This window comes from Streptomyces sp. NPDC055955, from assembly GCF_042270245.1.
In the GTDB taxonomy this organism is placed as follows: Bacteria; Actinomycetota; Actinomycetes; order Streptomycetales; family Streptomycetaceae; genus Streptomyces.
The window spans coordinates 291,403-307,345 of the sequence record NZ_JBHJYS010000008.1; the positions used below are offsets into that span (position 1 = coordinate 291,403).

12 protein-coding genes are annotated in these 15,943 nt (G+C 71.4%); all 12 read right to left on the reverse strand.

Annotated elements, in window-relative coordinates; all coding sequences use genetic code 11:
• Positions 1-109: 109 nt before the first annotated feature.
• Positions 110-658 carry a GNAT family N-acetyltransferase gene (locus ACFC96_RS18915; protein WP_376259313.1) on the reverse strand — a complete coding sequence of 183 codons (549 nt, stop codon included), beginning with the start codon at positions 656-658 and terminating at the stop codon, positions 110-112.
• Positions 636-2,909: an MMPL family transporter gene (locus ACFC96_RS18920; protein ID WP_376613209.1), complete on the reverse strand. Its 2,274-nt coding sequence runs from the start codon at positions 2,907-2,909 to the stop codon at positions 636-638. Before ACFC96_RS18920 ends, ACFC96_RS18915 begins: the two co-directional genes overlap by 23 nt.
• Positions 2,910-3,092: 183 nt before the next feature.
• Positions 3,093-4,346 (reverse strand): SLC13 family permease, encoded by a 1,254-nt coding sequence (locus tag ACFC96_RS18925; protein ID WP_376259317.1) that lies wholly within the window; start codon positions 4,344-4,346, stop codon positions 3,093-3,095.
• Between the two features lie 129 nt (positions 4,347-4,475).
• Positions 4,476-5,987 carry an Asp-tRNA(Asn)/Glu-tRNA(Gln) amidotransferase subunit GatB gene (gene gatB / locus ACFC96_RS18930; protein ID WP_376259318.1) on the reverse strand — a complete coding sequence of 504 codons (1,512 nt, stop codon included), beginning with the start codon at positions 5,985-5,987 and terminating at the stop codon, positions 4,476-4,478.
• 16 nt (positions 5,988-6,003) lie between these two features.
• Positions 6,004-6,237 (reverse strand): hypothetical protein, encoded by a 234-nt coding sequence (locus ACFC96_RS18935; RefSeq protein WP_100598271.1) that lies wholly within the window; start codon positions 6,235-6,237, stop codon positions 6,004-6,006.
• A 5-nt stretch (positions 6,238-6,242) separates the two neighbouring features.
• The gene (gene gatA / locus ACFC96_RS18940; protein ID WP_376259441.1) at positions 6,243-7,748 is read right to left on the reverse strand and encodes an Asp-tRNA(Asn)/Glu-tRNA(Gln) amidotransferase subunit GatA; all 1,506 of its coding nucleotides are present in this window, start codon (positions 7,746-7,748) and stop codon (positions 6,243-6,245) included.
• Entirely contained in the window at positions 7,748-8,044 is a 297-nt protein-coding gene (gatC, locus tag ACFC96_RS18945; protein ID WP_016642027.1) for an Asp-tRNA(Asn)/Glu-tRNA(Gln) amidotransferase subunit GatC, read from the reverse strand. The genes gatA and gatC overlap by 1 nt, the downstream gene beginning before the upstream one ends.
• A 296-nt stretch (positions 8,045-8,340) precedes the next feature.
• On the reverse strand, positions 8,341-10,590 hold the full coding sequence (locus ACFC96_RS18950) for a putative bifunctional diguanylate cyclase/phosphodiesterase (protein ID WP_376259443.1): 2,250 nt from the start codon (positions 10,588-10,590) through the stop codon (positions 8,341-8,343).
• 761 nt (positions 10,591-11,351) lie between these two features.
• A complete protein-coding gene (gene ligA, locus ACFC96_RS18955; protein WP_376613211.1) occupies positions 11,352-13,559 on the reverse strand; it encodes an NAD-dependent DNA ligase LigA in 2,208 nt (735 codons plus the stop codon).
• Positions 13,560-13,600: 41 nt separating this feature from the next.
• Positions 13,601-14,605: a methionine synthase gene (locus ACFC96_RS18960; RefSeq protein WP_376259322.1), complete on the reverse strand. Its 1,005-nt coding sequence runs from the start codon at positions 14,603-14,605 to the stop codon at positions 13,601-13,603.
• Positions 14,606-14,666: 61 nt separating this feature from the next.
• Positions 14,667-15,365, reverse strand: a complete 699-nt coding sequence (locus ACFC96_RS18965) for an SDR family oxidoreductase (RefSeq protein ID WP_376259324.1) — start codon at positions 15,363-15,365, stop codon at positions 14,667-14,669.
• Between the two features lie 7 nt (positions 15,366-15,372).
• Positions 15,373-15,912, reverse strand: coding sequence for a TIGR00730 family Rossman fold protein (locus ACFC96_RS18970; protein ID WP_116509606.1), 540 nt, complete (start codon positions 15,910-15,912; stop codon positions 15,373-15,375).
• Positions 15,913-15,943: the final 31 nt, after the last annotated feature.

Genomic DNA, 15,943 nt, shown 5'->3' on the forward strand with positions numbered 1-15,943 from the left:
CGGACCGGACAGCGGTGCCCGGCCCCGCGAGCCCGGCGTGATCCGCACGAAAGGGCGCCCGGGCCACCTCGGCCCACGAGGTCACGGGCAGGCGGAACGGCCCGGCGCATCAACGCGCGCGCCACTCCGGCGCGAGCACCGACCACACCTCAAGATCCTGCTGAACGCCCTTGTGCGTGCTCGCCTGGCGCAGCACACCCTCCCGCTTCATGCCGAGCCGCCGTGCCACGTTCAGACTGGGCACGTTCTCGGAGGAGGCGACCCACTCCACACGGTGGATGCCGCGTTCGAGGACCGCCCAGTCGACGAGGACGCGCGCGCCACGCGTGACGAGGCCTCGTCCGGCGGCGGCGGGCTCGAGCCAGCAGCCGATCTCGCAGGTGCCGCCCTCCGCGTCGAAGATCCGGAAGAGCAGGCCGCCGACGAGCGTCCCGTCCAGCCAGATCCCGTGCAGGCTTCCGCTGTCGGCGGCGCGCTTGTCGGCGTAGGACCTGAGCAGGGCACGGGCCGAGGCGAGGTCCTTGATGTCCGAGCCGAACGAGATGTGCTGCCCGATGAACTCGCGGCCGCGCTCCAGATGGGCGAGGAACTGTTCGGCGTGCCACGTCTCGAGGGGCCGCAGTTCCGCGCCGTCGTCACCCAGACAGATCGTGTACATCGCGCTTCCGTTCCTCGGCTTCGGCCTTCACCAGCGCGTCCAGCCGGGCACCGTCCGCGGCCGGGTGCTGTCCGGGAATACTCCCATGCGGCTCGCGGCACTCGGACGGCTCGATGCTGATGCGGGGCAGTCGGCGGTCGAGCCACTTCGGCAGCCACCAGTTGGCGCCGCCGAGCATGTGCATGAGGGCGGGCACCAGGAGCGTGCGCAGGACGAACGCGTCGAGCGCGACGGCGGCCGCCAGGGCGATGCCGAACATCGCGATGACGCGGTCGCCGCTGAGGACGAAGGCCAGGAAGACCGAAATCATGATCACTGCCGCGGAGTTGATGACGCGGCTGGTCTCGGCGAGCCCGACGCGGACGGCCCGCCGGTTGTCGCCGGTCTCCAGCCACTCCTCGTACATGCGGCTGACCAGGAACACCTGGTAGTCCATCGAGAGTCCGAACAGGACCGACACCATGATCACGGGGAGGAAGGGCTCGATCGGGCCCGCTCTGCCGAGGCCCAGCATCTCGCTGCCCCAGCCCCACTGGAAGATCGCGACGACGACGCCGAAGGCGGAGGCGACGGCCGCGACATTCATCGCGGCGGCCTTGAGGGGGATGCCGATCGAGCGGAAGGCGAGGAGCAGCAGGACGCAGCCGAGTCCGATGACGACACCCACGAAGAGCGGCAGTTTGCCGATGATGACGTCGGCGAAGTCGTCGTAGCTGGCGGTGACGCCGCCGAGCCGCACGTCGAGGGACGTGCCCTTCTCGGCCACGGGGATGACGTCGGTGCGCAGCCGGTCGACGAGCTCGCTGGTCTTCTGGGACTGGGGCGCGGACTTCGGCACGACGGTCAGGAAGGCCGCGGTGCCGCTGTCGTTGTACGTCGCCGGGGTCACCGAGGAGACGCCCTCGGCCGAAGCGATCATGGACTCCAGGCGGCTCACGGCCACCTGGTCACCGGCGCCGTCTATGGGGGTGACGAGGGTCAGCGGCCCGTTCACGCCGGGCCCGAATCCGTCGGCGAGAAGGTCGTAGGCCTGCCTGGTCGTGGACGACGCCGCGTTGTTGCCCTGGTCGGACGTGCCCAGGTGCAGGAAGAGCGTGGGCAGCGACAGCACTGTGATCACACCGAGGGCGAGGCCGGCGAGGAGCCGGGGGTGCCGCTCCACGAAGGCGGCCCAGCGGGCGGCGAGCCCGGTCGGCAGCTCCGGCTCGGGTCCGTGCGCGGCGAGTCTGCGCCGCTGGCGCCTGCTGAGCGCGCGCATGCCGATGAACGACAGGAGCGCGGGCAGCAGCGTGACGGACGCGGCGACGGTGAGGAGCACGGTCAGGGAGGCGGCGATCGCGACGCCGTTGAGGAAGCTGAGGCGCAGGATCAGCATCCCGAGGAGCGCGATGCAGACGGTGGCGCCGGCGAAGACGACCGCGCGTCCGGTGGTGGCGACGGCACGCTCCGCCGCCTCGTTCACGGACAGGCCCTGTTTCAGACCGCGCCGGTGCCGGGTCACGATGAACAGCGCGTAGTCGATGCCGACACCGAGGCCGACGAGCATGCCGAGCATCGGCGCGAAGTCGGCGACGGTCATCACATGGCCGAGGAGCACGATGCCGGAGGCGGCGGTGCCCACGCTGACCAGGGCCGTGGCGATCGGCAGGGCGCTGGCCGCGACAGAGCCGAAGGCGAGCAGGAGGACGACGGCGGCGACCACGACGCCGACGATCTCCGCGACATGCCCCTGGGCCGACTCGGTCAGGGCGACGGCGCTGCCGCCGAGTTCGACCCGCAGTCCGTCGGGGGCGTTGTGCTCGGCGGCCTTGGCGGTGTCGACGAGACGTTGGGCGTCCGCCTTGGCGATGTCGCCGGACTGCTTGTCGAAGGTGACCGTGGCGTAGGCGGTGCGGCCGTCGGCGCTTATCCGGTCGGCGCCCTGCTGCTCGTACGGGCCGGTGACGGCGGCGATGCCGGGCAGGTGCTCGATCCTGTCGAGCGTGCGGGTCATGCGCTCTTTCACGTCGGCGGCGCGGACCATGCTGCCGTCCGTGTGCCAGACGACGGTGTCGCTGTCACCGCCGAGGCCGGGGAATCCGTCGTTGAGGAGCTGCGTGGCGCGTCCCGACTCGGTTCCCGGTGCCTCGTAGTCGTTCGAGTACGAGGAGCCCGCGACGGCCGCCGCCGCGCTCGTGCCGCCGAGGGCGAGGAGCCACAGCAGGACGACTACGAGACGGTGCCGTGCACACCATCGTGCGAGTGCTGCCACGGACGTGCTCCCAGGGTTTGTGGATCTTCACCGGGAACGGCCCGCAAAGACACATGAGCAATGGCAAGCCACTCTTACAGCAAGAAGTGATCCTTTGTCGCTTTCGTGGCCTTAGTCACAGGAGGGAAAGGGAATTCACCGTCACCTTCCGGTCCGGTGACGCGACTCGCCTTCCGTGACCCGTCAGCCGAGGAACTGAAGTCCCGCCCAGAGCGCCACCGTTGACACGACCAGCGTCGCCGGGACCGTGAGCACGCCGAGCCGGGTGAAGTCACCGAGCTCGGGATGCACGTCGTGGGCGTGGACGATGCGGCGCCACAGGAGCGTGGCGAGCGAGCCCACATACGTGAGGTTGGGGCCGAGGTTGACGCCGATGAGGACGGCGAGGACCGGCCCCGGGCCCGCGGGCCCCGCCACGGGGAGCAGCGCGAGAACGGCCGGGAGGTTGTTGATCAGATTGGCGAGCAGGGCCGCGACCCCGGCGACGGCGAGCAGCGCGGGCAGCGACGAGCCCTCGGGCAGCAGCCGGTCGATGCCGTCCCCGAGACCGTTGTCGACGACCGCCTTGACCACGATCCCGAGCGCGAGGACGAAGAGGCAGAAGTACGGGTGCGCCGACTTCACCAGCGCGAGCGGGGTCGTGCGCCGCTGCCCGAGCGCCCGCACCGCGAGGACGGCCGTGCCGACGATCGCCGCCCACAGCGGGTCGATCCCGGCGAACGAGGTGACCACGAAGCCCACGAGCGTCAGGGCGAGGACGGTGAGGGTGAACACCGGCAGACCGGGCGGCTCCTCGGCGTCCGGCTCGTGGGCGGGCGCCGCAAGGTCGTCGGCGAAGTACCGCCGGAACACCACGTACTCGACGGCGATCGCGCCCAGCCACGGCAGGGCCATGAGCCCCGCGAACCCCGCGAAGGTGAGACCGCTCGCGGTGAAGGCGAGCAGATTGGTGAGGTTCGACACCGGCAGGAGCAGCGAGGCGGAGTTGGCGAGGTGGGCGCTCGCGTAGACGTGCGGGCGCGGCCTCGCGCCGATGCGGCGGGCGGTGGCGAGGACGACCGGCGTGAGCAGCACGACCGTGGCGTCCAGGCTCAGTACGGCGGTGATCACGGCGGCCGCGGCGAAGACCCCGCCGAGCATGCGGCGCGGACTGCCCTTGCAGGCCCGCGCGATGGCGTCGCCCGCGGCCTTGAACAGGCCCTCGTCGGCGCAGAGCTGAGCAAGCACCAGGACGGCGGCGAGGAACCCGACGACCGGGAGCAGGTCACGCGTCTCGGCCCACGCGTGCGCGGGTGACACGGCGCCGACGGCCACGACGATCGCCGCGGCGGGTACGGCGACGACGGCCTCCGGCAACTGCCGGGGGCGGACCACGGCGAAGCCGAGGATGAGCAGGAGGAGGGTGACGGAGAGGAGTTCGGCGGGGACGGTGCTCAACGTGCGACTCCAGAATTCGTGCTCCCCCAACCCCCTTCCGAAGTCCGGGGGCTGCGCCCGGGACCCCGGTCATCGATCGCCGGACGGGCTGGATCTGCGAGCCCGTCCGGCGGTCGATGACACAGAATCTCAGCCCTCGGAGACGCCCAGCTTCTCCAGGATCAGTTCCTTGACGCGCGCCGCGTCGGCCTGACCCCGGGTCGCCTTCATGACGGCACCCACGAGCGCGCCGACGGCGGCGACCTTGCCGCCACGGATCTTGTCGGCGATCCCTGCGTTGCCCGCGATGGCCTCGTCGACGGCCGCGCCGAGCGCGCCCTCGTCCGAGACGACCTTCAGGCCGCGCTTCTCGACGACCGTGTCCGGGTCGCCCTCGCCCGCGAGGACACCCTCGATGACCTGGCGCGCCAGCTTGTCGTTGAGGTCACCCGCGGAGACGAGCGCCGCCACCCGCGCCACCTGGGCCGGGGTGATGGGCAACTCGTCGAGCGAGGTGCCCGACTCGTTGGCGTGACGGGAGAGCTCACCCATCCACCACTTGCGGGCCGAGACGGAGTCCGCGCCGGCCTCGATCGTGGCGACGATCGGGTCGACCGCGCCCGCGTTGAGGATCGACTGCATGTCGTGCTCGGAGACGCCCCACTCCTCGCGCAGCCGGTTGCGGCGCACGCGCGGCATCTCGGGCAGCGCCGAGCGCAGCTCCTCCACCCAGGCGCGGGCGGGCGCCACCGGCACCAGGTCCGGCTCGGGGAAGTAGCGGTAGTCCTCGGCGTTGTCCTTGATGCGGCCCGACGTGGTGGAGCCGTCCTCCTCGTGGAAGTGACGGGTCTCCTGCACGATCGTGCCGCCGGACGACAGGACAGCGGCGTGGCGCTGGATCTCGTACCGGGCGGCGCGCTCGACGGAACGCAGCGAGTTGACGTTCTTCGTCTCCGAGCGGGTGCCGAAGGGCGCCTCGGGGCCGGTGCGCAGCGACAGGTTCACGTCGCAGCGCATCTGGCCCTTGTCCATGCGGGCCTCGGAGACGTCGAGCGCCTTGATGACCTCGCGCAGCTCGGCGACGTACGCCTTCGCGACCTCCGGCGCGCGCTCCCCGGCGCCCTCGATCGGCTTGGTGACGATCTCGATGAGGGGGATGCCCGCGCGGTTGTAGTCGAGCAGCGAGTGCGAGGCGCCGTGGATGCGGCCCGTCGCGCCACCGACGTGCAGCGACTTGCCGGTGTCCTCCTCCATGTGGGCGCGCTCGATCTCCACGCGGAAGATCTCGCCGTCCTCCAGCTGTACGTCGAGGTAGCCGTCGAAGGCGATGGGCTCGTCGTACTGGGAGGTCTGGAAGTTCTTCGGCATGTCCGGATAGAAGTAGTTCTTCCGGGCGAAGCGGCACCACTCGGCGATCTCGCAGTTGAGCGCGAGGCCGATCTTGATGGCCGACTCGACGCCGATCGCGTTGACGACCGGGAGTGAGCCGGGCAGGCCGAGACAGGTGGGGCAGGTCTGCGAGTTGGGCTCGGCGCCCAGCTCGGTGGAGCACCCGCAGAACATCTTCGTCTTCGTACCCAGCTCGACATGGACCTCGAGGCCCATGACGGGGTCGTACGTCGCAAGTGCCGCGTCGTACGACATCAGTTCAGTGACGGTCACGGTGAGACTTTCCCTCTCAGCCCAGCAGGACGTCGTCGTCGCCCAGGCGCTTCAGCTCCCGGTAGAGGATCGCCAGGCCGGTAACGATGGCGGCGGCGGACACCGCGGCGTCGATGAGCCGCAGGGTGTCGTGATCGTTGCGGGCCAGCTTCGCCTGCTTCGCGACACTGATCGCGCCGAATGCAGTGGTCGCAATCGAGACGTATGCGCCGGTCTTGGACTTCTTGAAGTTCTTGGCCTTCTTTGCCATGGCACTCACAGCGACGGAGCCTCCTCGAGCAGCGGGTGGCCCCACTTTTCCACGAAGGCGGCCTCGACGGCAGCGCCGACCTTGTACAGACGGTCGTCCTTCATGGCGGGGGCGATGATCTGCAGCCCGACCGGAAGGCCGTCTTCCGGCGCAAGGCCGCACGGCAGGGACATGGCGGCGTTGCCCGCCATGTTGGTCGGGATCGTGCACACGTCGGCCAGGTACATCGCCATCGGGTCGTCGGCGCGCTCGCCGATCGGGAAGGCGGTGGTGGGCGTGGTCGGCGAGACGATCACGTCGACCTGCTCGAAGGCCCGCTCGAACTCCTGGGTGATCAGGGTGCGGACCTTCTGGGCGCTGCCGTAGTACGCGTCGTAGTAGCCGGAGCTGAGCGCGTACGTGCCGAGGATGACGCGGCGCTTGACCTCGTCGCCGAAGCCGGCCTCACGGGTGAGGGCGGTGACGTCCTCGGCCGACTTCGTGCCGTCGTCGCCGACCCGCAGGCCGTAGCGCATGGCGTCGAAGCGGGCCAGGTTGGACGAGCACTCGGACGGCGCGATCAGGTAGTACGCCGACAGGGCCAGGTCGAAGGTCGGGCAGTCCAGCTCGACGATCTCGGCGCCGAGCGACGTGAGCAGCTCGACCGACTCGTTGAAGCGCTGGACGACGCCGGCCTGGTAGCCCTCGCCGGAGAACTGCTTGACGACGCCGACGCGCATGCCCCGGACCGAGCCGTTGCGTGCCGCCTCGACGACCGGCGGGACCGGCGCGTCGATGGACGTCGAGTCGAGCGGGTCGTGGCCGGCGATGACCTCGTGCAGGAGCGCCGCGTCCAGGACCGTACGGGCGCAGGGGCCGCCCTGGTCGAGGGAGCTGGAGAACGCCACCATGCCGTAGCGCGAGACGCCGCCGTAGGTCGGCTTGACACCGACGGTGCCGGTGACGGCCGCGGGCTGGCGGATCGAACCGCCGGTGTCCGTGCCGATGGCCAGCGGGGCCTCGTAGGCGGCGAGGGCCGCGGAGGAACCGCCGCCGGAACCGCCGGGGATGCGGGTGAGGTCCCACGGGTTGCCCGTCGGGCCGTAGGCGCTGTTCTCGGTGGAGGACCCCATGGCGAACTCGTCCATGTTGGTCTTGCCGAGGATGACGACGTCGGCGTCCTTGAGCTTGCGCGTCAGGGTGGCGTCGTACGGCGGGATCCAGCCTTCGAGGATCTTCGAACCGACCGTGGTCGGGATGCCCTCGGTGGTGAAGATGTCCTTCAGCGCGAGCGGTACGCCGGCCAGCGGGCCGAGCTTCTCGCCCGCGGCGCGCTTGGCGTCGACGGCGCGGGCCTGCGCGAGCGCGCCCTCACGGTCGACGTGCAGGAAGGCGTGCACCTTCTCGTCGACGGCCTCGATCCGGGCCAGGTGGGCCTCGGTGACCTCGACGGCCGTGAGCTCGCCGGCGGCGATCTTCGAGGCGATCTCGGCGGCGGTGAGCTTGATGATGTTGCTGTCCGTCATGGTGATTAGTCCTCCCCCAGGATCTGCGGCACCTTGAAACGCTGCTGTTCCTGGGCCGGGGCGCCGGAGAGCGCCTGCTCGGGGGTGAGCGACGGACGAACCTCGTCCGCCCGCATGACGTTCGTCAGCGGGAGCGGGTGGGAGGTCGGCGGTACGTCTTGGTCGGCGACCTCCGAGACGCGGGCGACCGCGCCGATGATGTCGTCGAGCTGTCCGGCGAAGTGGTCGAGCTCTTCGTCCTTCAGCTCCAGACGCGCCAGCCGTGCGAGGTGTGCGACCTCCTCGCGCGTGATGCCAGGCATGCAGCGATCCTCTGGGGTGAGTGAGTGTGGTTCGGGCCGGGGCCAGCCGTCTTCTTCCCGTCGTCCGCCCGGAGGGCGGGTCGTGCGCCGTCTGGTGCGTGCGATCGCAAGGCGCCGGAGCGTCCTCGTGGCGGAGCCACGTGGACGATTCGGCAACGCGGCGAGCGAGCGTGCCGGGCGTCGCACGACAGACAGGAAGGGGACGACTGGCCCCAATCCTATGGGGCACGGTGGCGTGCCTGTTAAACGGTTTCCCGTTCGGAGGTCCGTGATGCCCTCGGTCACCCCTGTACGGCTCAGTTGACCGTCTGTCCCGACGACTGGTCCTCGGCCTCGGCGGCGAGGACGGAGGGCCGCTGCCATCCGCGGGAGCCGCGTGCCCGCAGCCACGCCGTCGTCTCGTCCGGCGGCATCGCGGCGGCGACCAGCCAGCCCTGGACCGCGTCGCACCCGAGGTCGCGCAGGCGCTCCCAGGTCTCGTCGTCCTCGACACCCTCGGCGACGACGAGCAGGCCGAGCGAGTGCGCCAGGTCGACGGTGCAGCGGACGATCTCCGCGTCCTCGTTGTCCACGGCCAGGCGGGCCACGAACGAGCGGTCGATCTTCAGCTCGCTGACCGGGAGGCGGCGCAGGTGGACGAGGGAGGAGTAGCCGGTGCCGAAGTCGTCGAGGGACATCTTCACGCCGTGCCCGGTGAGCCCGGCGAGGGTGTCGGCGGCGCGCTGGGGGTCCTCCAGCAGGACGTGCTCGGTTATCTCCAGCTGGAGGGCGCCCGGGGGGACGCCGTGCCGGGCGAGCCGCGCGGCGACGGCGCCGGCGAACCCAGGGGTGTGCACGTCTCTCGGCGACACGTTCACCGCGACCGGTACGCGCAGGCCCTGCGCCCGCCAGCGGGCGACCTGAGCGAGCGCCGTCTCCAGGACGTACTCGGTCAGATGGGGCATGAGCCCGGACGACTCGGCGATGGCGATGAACTCGTCCGGCGGGACCTTCCCCCGTTCGGGGTGCACCCAGCGCACCAGCGCCTCGAGTCCCGCGACCTGTCCGTCGAAGCGGACCTTCGGCTGGTAGTGCAGCTCCACGTCGCCCGCGTCGAGCGCGCGGCGCAGATCACCGAGCAGGCCGAGACGGTCGGGGGTGTTGGAGTCCCGCTTCGACTCGTAGACCTCCACGCCCGTACGGTCGCGCTTCGCCTGGTACATGGCGACGTCCGCGCGGCGCAGGAGGCCTTCGGCGTCGAGCGCGTGGTCGGGGAAGACGGCGAGTCCGGCGCTCGCCTCCAGGACCAGGGTGAGTCCGTCCAGGTCGAGCGGGGAGCCGAGAGCGGCGACCAGGGTGCGCGCCACCCGGGTGGCGGAGGTCGTGGAGTCGGCCACGGGCAGCAGGACGGCGAACTCGTCGCCGCCGAGGCGTGCGGCCTCCGCTCCGCGGGGCAGGGCCATCCGGAGCCGGTCGGCGATCTGGAGCAGGAGCCGGTCCCCCGCCAGGTGGCCGAGGGTGTCGTTGACCGACCGGAAGCGGTCCAGGTCGATCAGCATGAGGGCGCTGCGCGCGCCGATCCGCTCGGCGTCGTCGAGCGCGGTCCAGGTCCGCTCAAGGAGCCACTGCCGGTTGGGCAGCCCGGTGAGCGGGTCGCGCAGCTGCTCCTCGGCGCGGGCCCGGGCGATCCACAGCGTCGAGTCCAGCGCGATGAGCGGGATGGCGAACAACGGCAGCAGCATGGGCAGAGCGATCGCGACGACGCAGATCAGCGGGGCGATGCCGAGCAGCGCGACGCCGACGAGGCCCTGCCGGACGAGGGCCGTGCGGGCGACCGTGGGCAGCCCGGAGGCGCGCGGCGCGTGCACGTACCAGAGCAGGCTGCGGGTGACCGTGAGGTAGGCGGCCGCGACGAGCGCCACCTCGGGGGCGTCGAGGATCGTCCAGCTCTCCGGCTTCCACGGGGACTCCACGGACGGGAACTGGCCGAACACGGCGAGCACGAGGCCGCCCGCGCCGATACCGATGATGTCGACCGCGCCGTGCAGGACGCCCTGGCGCCAGCGGTGCCGGCGGGCGATGCCGACGAGGACGACGACGGCCAAGCTGACCATGCCGGCGGGCACCCAGCCGTAGAGCAGCAGGACCGCGAGCGTCAAGGCCGCGCCCGAGCCGGTGCCGCCCCACCAGCGGTCGCGGCCGAGCGCGACGAGGTGGCCGACGATGATGCCGGTCAGCACGGCCAGGGACCAGCCGGCGCCGCCGGACGGGAAGAGCGCGTGACTGCCGGCGAAGGCGCGGTAGAAGCCGGTGGCGAGGACGGCGGAGGCGAGGGCGACGATCGCGAGGGGCAGCACGGGCAGCGCGCCCGTCCAGGCGCGCCGCCGGCCGGCCCCCTCCTCGCCGAAGGTCTCGTCGAAGCCCCCGCCGAAGGTCCCGTACGCACGCGGCCAGCCACCCGCGTCTCCCGCTTCGGCGCCCGTCCACCCGGAACCACCGTCAGCGGCGGCCCCGGTCCAGCCGGTCCCGCCGCTCACCGCCGCTCCGGAGCCGGTGGTGCCGCCGATGGCCCCGACGCCCGCCCCTCCGTTCGAACCCGGCGTGGGCCAACCGGGCGCCGCCGCACCGGATCCCGGCACGCCGTAGGCGCCGATCCCGGCCCCGCCGTTCGCACCGGAGGCGGGCCAGCCGGGTGCGGGCGCCGCGGATCCGGCCGATACGCCGACGGAGCTCCCGCGTCCGCTCTCACCCTGCGCACCGGAGACCGCTCGATGGCGCGAACGCCCTGCGCCGCGGATCCCGAACGCCGCGCGCCACGCACCGAGCCTGCTCACCGCACCACCGCGCTCGCTCCCGCCCGGACCGTCGTCCGCGGTGCGCGCTGCCGGGGCGGCGTCGTCCGCGCGGCGCCCGTCCCCCCGGTCCGACTCTCCGGTCTCGTCCGTCTCGCCGGTCTCGTCCTGTCCCGGCACGCTGCGCGCGGCCTGCGCCGGGCTCTCGGCGCCTCGCCACACGCGCCAGCGCGTGCGCAGCCGTGAGTCCGGAGCGGCGCTCTCGGTCGGTTCCATTCCCGTCCCTCTCACAGCCGGCGGTGCCCACGCCACGCGATCCGCCGCGGACGACTTCCGTCAGCGGTACCGCGTCCTCGTTCACTGTCTCGTACCCGTCATGGGCAGGGGATGCCCCATCCGCAGCCGGGCACGGCAGGCGCACCCCACAACAGTAGGCCGCAGAAGGCTTCCAGGGGCAGCGGTCGACCACGGTTGCCCGAATGCGCCCCGGCCACCCGTATGCATCTGGTATGCGCTGAACGGGTGGCCTTCAACCGCTACTGCTCGGTCGGAAGCGCCGCGTCCGCCGCCGCGTCCGGCCCCTGTTCGAGCAGGACGGCGAACCCGTCCTCGTTCAGAACCGGAACCTTCAGCTGCATCGCCTTGTCGTACTTGGAACCCGGGTTGTCCCCCACTACGACGAAGGAGGTCTTCTTGGAAACGGAGCCCGTCACCTTGGCCCCTCTGCTCTGCAGGGCCTCTTTCGCGCCATCTCGGGTGTGATGCGCGAGGGTGCCGGTGACGACGACCGTGAGGCCTTCGAGAGGACGCGGTCCCTGGTCCTCGCCGGCGCCCTCCTCCTCCATCCGCACCCCGGCGGCCCGCCACTTGCGCAGGATCTCGCGGTGCCAGTCCTGCGCGAACCACTGCTTGAGCGAGGCGGCGATGATCGGCCCGACCCCGTCGGTGGCGGCGAGCTCCTCCTCGGTGGCCTGCTCGATGCGCTCGATGGAACGGAACTCACGGGCCAGCGCCTCCGCGGCGACGGGACCCACATGGCGCACGGACAGGCCGGTGATGACACGGGCGAGCGGCCGCTCCTTGGCCGCCGCGATGTTCTCCAGCATGGACAGGGCGTTCTTGCGGGGCTCGCCCTGCTGGTTGGCGAAGACCGTGGCGATCTTCTCCTCACCGGTCTTCGGGTCCCGCTTGGGCAGGCCGCTGTCCTGGTCGAGGACGTACGCCCGGATCGGCAGCAGCTGCTCGATGGTGAGGTCGAACAGGTCCCCCTCGTCGGCGAGCACCGGCTCGGCCGGCTCCAGCGGCTTGGTGAGGGCGGCTGCCGCCACGTACCCGAAGTTCTCGATGTCGAGGGACTTGCGGCCCGCGAGGTAGAAGAGGCGCTCGCGCAACTGGGCCGGGCAGGACCGGGCGTTCGGGCAGCGGAGGTCGATGTCGCCCTCCTTCATGGGCCGCAGCGGGGTGCCGCACTCGGGGCACTCGGCGGGCATCACGAACTCCCGCTCGCTGCCGTCGCGCAGGTCGGCGACGGGGCCGAGGATCTCCGGGATGACGTCGCCCGCCTTGCGCAGGACGACGGTGTCCCCGATGAGAACGCCCTTCTTCTTGACGACGTCCTGGTTGTGCAGGGTCGCGAACTCGACCTCGGAGCCGGCCACGGTGACCGGCTCGACCTGCGCGTACGGCGTGACGCGGCCGGTGCGGCCGACGCCCACGCGGATGTTGACCAGCTTGGTGTTGACCTCCTCCGGCGGGTACTTCCAGGCGATCGCCCAGCGCGGGGCACGCGACGTGGAGCCGAGGCGGCCCTGGAGGGGGATCTCGTCGAGCTTGACGACGGCGCCGTCGATCTCGTGCTCGACGATGGAGTGGCGGTTCTCCCCGAAGTGGGCGATGAACTCCCGTACGCCCTCGACGCCGTCGACCACCCTGTTGTGCCGGGCGGTGGGCAGACCCCATTCGTGCAGCAGCTCGTAGGCCTGGGAGAGGCGGTCGATGTCGAAGCCCTCGCGGGCGCCGATGCCGTGCACGACCATGTGGAGCGGGCGCGTCGCGGTGACGCGGGGGTCCTTCTGGCGCAGTGAACCCGCCGCCGCGTTGCGCGGGTTGGCGAAGGGCTTGTCACCGGCTTCGACCAGACGCGCGTTGAGCTCCTCGAACGCCGCCATGGGGAAGAAGACTTCGCCGCGGATCTCGACGAGTGCCGGAACGCGGTCACCCTTGAGGCGGTGGGGGATCTCCGCGATCGTGCGCACGTTGGGAGTGATGTCCTCGCCTGTGCGGCCGTCTCCGCGGGTGGCGGCGCGGGTGAGCCTGCCGTCCTCGTACGTCAGGTTGACCGCGAGGCCGTCGATCTTGAGTTCGCACAGGAAGTGGTAGTCGGGCGTGCCGACCTCCCGGGCGATGCGGTCGGCCCAGACTGCCAACTCGGCGTCGTCGAAGGCGTTGTCGAGGGAGAGCATGCGCTCGCGGTGCTCGACGGCGGCGAACGACGTGGACACGGCCGCGTACGAACCCGCGACCTTCTGCGTCGGCGAGTCGGGCGTGCGCAGCTCGGGGTACTGCTCCTCCAGCGCCTCCAGGGAGCGCAGAAGCTTGTCGAACTCGCCGTCGCTGATGACCGGCTGGTCCTTCACGTAGTACCTGAAGCGGTGCTCCTCGATCTGCTCGGCGAGCTGCGCGTGCTGCTCCCGTGCCGCCGCGGGCACCTCTGCGGGCTGTGCGTGCTGCTGTTCGCCGGCCACCGTCTCGTCCTCCCGTTTGTCCCTGTGCGGACCACGACCCGTCACTCTGGGTTGTCCGCGAGTGATCTCGCCGCCCGGACGCAGTGGGCGAGCGCGGCGCGCGCGTACGCGGGAGAGGCCCCCGCGAGACCGCACGACGGAGTGAGCGTGACCGACTCCGCGAGGGAGCCGGGATTCAGCCCCAGCCTGCGCCACAGCGTCCTGACTCCCATGACGCTACCGGCAGGGTCTGACAACGGGCCGTCCGTGCCCGGCACGACACCGGCGAAGAGCCGCGTACCGGCCTCGACGGCCTCACCGATCGCGTCGTCGTCACGTTCGGTGAGGAGCGAGAAGTCGAAGGAGATGGCGTCGGCGCCCGCGCGGCGCAGCAGGGCGAACGGGACGTCCGGGGCGCAGGAATGCACGACGACGGGCCCGTCGTGGACCGAGACGACCTCGCGGAGCGTGCTCTCCACGAGCTGACGGTCGACGGCGCGGTGGGTGCGGTATCCGCTGGCGGTCCTGATCTGGCCCCGCAGCACGGCGATGAGGGACGGCTCGTCGAGCTGGAGCACGACCTCGGCGCCGGGGACGCGGCGCCGCACGTCGTCGAGGTGGAGGCGCAGCCCCTCGGCGAGCGAGGCGGCCAGGTCGCGGCAGGCGCCCTCGTCGGAGAGGGCGACCTCGCCGCCCCGCAGTTCCAGGGCGGCGGCGAGCGTCCAGGGGCCGACCGCCTGCACCTTCAACGGCCCCTGGTAGCCCTGCGTGAACTCCTCGAGGGCGTCCAGGTCCTCGCCCATCCAGGACCGGGCGCGCCGAGTGTCGCGGCCGGGCCGGTCCCCGAGCCGCCAGCCGCTGGGCTCCACGCGCGCGTACAGCTCGACGAGCAGTCCGGTGGTCCGGCCGATCATGTCGGCGCCGGGTCCGCGTGCGGGCAGCTCCGCCAGATACGCGAACTCCTCGACACTGCCGGTGACCGTCTTGGCCGCCTCGCGCGCGTCGCCACCGGGCATCGATCCGACACCGGTGGCCGGCCCCGGCCTGAACTTGCTGTTTTCGCTCACCCGCGAAGCGTACGTAACGAGGCCGGGGCCGGCTCGAGCGCAGGTGGACCGAGGCGGTCCCTCAGCGGCCGGGGCGCACCGTGAGGTCGTTGACCTCGGCATCGTGCGGCAGGTCGAGGGCCATCACGATCGTCGTGGCGACCGACTCGGGGTCGATCCAGCGGGCGGCGTCGTACGGCTTGCCCTCCTGCTGGTGGACCTTGACCTGCATGGCGCTGGCGGTGCGGCCCGGGTAGACCGACGTGACCCGCACGCCGTTGCCGTGCTCCTCCTGGCGCAGGGAGTCGGCGAGCGCCTTCAGGCCGTGCTTGGAGGCGGCGTACGCGGACCAGTCGGCGTGCGCGCTGAGGCCCGCGCCGGAGTTGACGAAGATCACGTGGCCCTGGGCGACGCGGAGCTGGGGCAGGAAGTGGCGGGTCAGCTCGGCGGGGGAGACCAGGTTCACGTTCAGCTGGTGGCGCCACGACTTGGGGGTGAGTTCGCCGACCGGACCGAGGTCGACGACGCCCGCGATGTGCAGCAGCGAGTCCACCCGGTCGGGCAGCGACTGGTGCGAGAACGCCCAGGAGAGCTTGTCCGGGTCGGCAAGGTCGCCGACGAGGGTGCCCGCGCCGGGGAACTGCGCAGCGAGTTCCTTCGCGCGGGCCGCGTCGCGCGCGTGGAGGACGAGTTCGTCCCCGCGCGCGTGCAGACGGCGCGCCACTGCCGCGCCGATCCCTGATCCGGCTCCGGTGATCACATGTGTTGCCATACGGGCCATGCTCGCATTAGAGCGTGCCGACTGATTCCTCCAGGTACGCCAGCGCGCCGACGGGCTCCTCGGCGAAGAAGACGAGCTCGGTGAGCGGCAGGGGCAGGAACCCCTCGTCGTCCATCCGGCGGAACTGCTCCTTGAGGCCGTCGTAGAAGCCCGCCGTGTTCAGCAGGACGACCGGCTTGGTGTGCTTGCCGTGCTTCTTCAGTTCGAGGATCTCGGTGGCCTCGTCGAGCGTGCCCGTGCCGCCCACCATGATGACGACGGCGTCGGCCTTCTCCAGAAGCAGTGCCTTGCGTTCGGCGAGGTCACGGGCGATCACCATCTCGTCGGCGTTCGTCCGCGCCTTGGCGGCCAGGAAGTCCACGGAGACGCCCACGAGGCGCCCTCCGGCCTCCTGCGCGCCGTCCGCCACCACCTTCATGAGCCCGCTCTCCGAACCGCCCCACACGAGCGTGTGCCCGCCCTTGCCGAGCAGTTCGGCGAACTCACGGGCGGGGCGGGTGTAGCGGTCGGCGAGGTCGGCGGCGGAGAGAAAGACGCAGATGTTCATGCGTCCTACGGTACGGGGGGAAGAACGGCGC

Coding starts and splice junctions, on each gene's coding strand:
- ACFC96_RS18915 (WP_376259313.1), bottom strand. CDS start 658: ATGTACACGATCTGTCTGGGTGACGACGGCGCGGAACTGCGGCCCCTC.
- ACFC96_RS18935 (WP_100598271.1), bottom strand. CDS start 6,237: ATGGCAAAGAAGGCCAAGAACTTCAAGAAGTCCAAGACCGGCGCATAC.
- gatC (WP_016642027.1), bottom strand. CDS start 8,044: ATGCCTGGCATCACGCGCGAGGAGGTCGCACACCTCGCACGGCTGGCG.
- ACFC96_RS18965 (WP_376259324.1), bottom strand. CDS start 15,365: ATGGCCCGTATGGCAACACATGTGATCACCGGAGCCGGATCAGGGATC.
- ACFC96_RS18970 (WP_116509606.1), bottom strand. CDS start 15,912: ATGAACATCTGCGTCTTTCTCTCCGCCGCCGACCTCGCCGACCGCTAC.